This window comes from Hafnia paralvei ATCC 29927 (assembly GCF_001655005.1).
GTDB lineage: Bacteria > Pseudomonadota > Gammaproteobacteria > Enterobacterales > Enterobacteriaceae > Hafnia > Hafnia paralvei.
On sequence record NZ_LXET01000036.1, the window covers coordinates 1 to 1,259 of the forward strand.

2 protein-coding genes are annotated in these 1,259 nt (G+C 42.5%); both read left to right on the forward strand.

The window, feature by feature from the left end; genetic code table 11:
• A partial coding sequence (locus tag M988_RS08795; protein WP_211271678.1) for an S-type pyocin domain-containing protein occupies positions 1 to 630 on the forward strand: 630 nt, incomplete at its 5' end.
• Positions 627 to 1,094 (forward strand): DUF6392 family protein, encoded by a 468-nt coding sequence (locus M988_RS08800; RefSeq protein ID WP_064573724.1) that lies wholly within the window; start codon positions 627 to 629, stop codon positions 1,092 to 1,094. The genes M988_RS08795 and M988_RS08800, both read left to right, overlap by 4 nt.
• Positions 1,095 to 1,259 lie beyond the last annotated feature (165 nt).

Genomic DNA, 1,259 nt, shown 5'->3' on the forward strand with positions numbered 1-1,259 from the left:
CAAGTCACGATTTACTGGAACCCTGACAAGCTAGAGCTAGATATTCCCTCGAATACAGGACATCAGGATAGCCCAAGCTTACCGTCGTCCATAACGGTACTGCCGATACCGGAGAAGGTCGGAAGCGATATCGAGAGTTATCCAGCGCCGACTGAGGGGGATTTTGAGGATTACATCCTTGTTTTCCTCGGGACGGATATGCCCCCGATTTATATCTACCTGAGTAAGCCACCGGTAGAGTTTTTGGAAGTAGAACTATACAGTGACTTTAAGCGTCGCTCTCGGCAGGGGAAATATGAGGCTGACCATATGCCATCTTCGGCGGCTGTGATTGCTTATTATCATCGTATGCACCCTGATTTAACACCTAAGCAATTAGAAGTATTAGCAAAAGATGTTGCTTCTATTGTTATCCCTAAAGAAGTGCATCAAAAGGTAAGTGAGACGTTTGGTGGTCGTAATAAGAAGCCTCAAGTTGATATTGATTCACGTGATTTGAGGGCTGTACTGGATAGGAACTTTAATGCCATTAAACCAACATTAAAAGAACATGGTGCTACAGAAGAGAAACTTGAAGCTGCGAGAGCGAAAATGCATAAACTGAATGAAAGCGTGGGGTTATACAAATGACTGTAAACGTAGAGGCATTAATTAGAAGTTTAGGTAATACATATCAGGACATCGTTGGCGCTGATTTAATCCCCTACAAGACAAAACCCACAGGTTTTTCCGGAGGTGATTTTTTATCTCTAGACATGGTTAAGGAAGGTGTGTATCTCGCATTTAAAAGAGATGGGAAATATCTTTTTTCCATCACGGTTACTTTAAGGAATAGTGAAGATCCGTCTTATTCTTTTCCTAATGAACTACCTACTCCTCTTCAAAAAAGAATGTCAATTCAAGGTGTGCACGAGGCTTTCGGACTGCCCGATAAAAGTATTTCACCAAGGCGCATAGGTAGGCTAAATATAGGATTGAAAGAGAGGTATACCCTAGAAGGGTTCCATATACCCGTAGTTATGGAAGTTACTTATGATTTGGCAGAATTGGTTGAATCTATCACATTCATGCCAACATCAGAATTGCGCTGGTAGGTTTTCTATGGTGCTCCAGTCATGGAGCACCTACCTACTAAGATGTTTTCAGATGCGGATTATTTCCTCAGCGCTGGACAACCGCTCAGCAATCAGTCGCCGCATTAGAATCGTGAGTTTGGTGCTAACATAATCAATCGCTCTCTTGAGCGCTTTCATCAGTTA

Bases quoted from the DNA above. Each gene is read 5' to 3' on its own strand.
- M988_RS08800 (WP_064573724.1), top strand. From the start codon at position 627: ATGACTGTAAACGTAGAGGCATTAATTAGAAGTTTAGGTAATACATAT.